1 protein-coding gene is annotated in these 260 nt (G+C 53.8%); it reads left to right on the forward strand.

Features of this window, described 5'->3' with window-relative positions; translation table 11 throughout:
• A partial coding sequence (locus FDX22_RS00145; RefSeq protein WP_304571748.1) for a glycoside hydrolase family 3 N-terminal domain-containing protein occupies nucleotides 1-260 on the forward strand: 260 nt, incomplete at both ends.

Here is a 260-nt window from a genome sequence, read left to right on the forward strand (position 1 = left end):
TTAACACCGTCACGCGCCAGGATATCCGCAAAATGCAGGATCAGGTGATGGAACTCAGCCGCCTGAAAATTCCTCTCTTTTTTGCCTACGACGTATTGCACGGCCAACGTACTGTGTTCCCGATAAGTCTCGGCCTGGCGTCCTCTTTTAATCTCGATGCGGTCAGAACCGTTGGCCGTATTTCTGCGTATGAAGCCGCAGACGATGGTCTGAATATGACCTGGGCGCCGATGGTCGATGTCTCTCGCGATCCGCGTTGG

This window comes from Citrobacter sp. TBCS-14, assembly GCF_005280805.1.
Taxonomy (GTDB): domain Bacteria; phylum Pseudomonadota; class Gammaproteobacteria; order Enterobacterales; family Enterobacteriaceae; genus Citrobacter; species Citrobacter gillenii.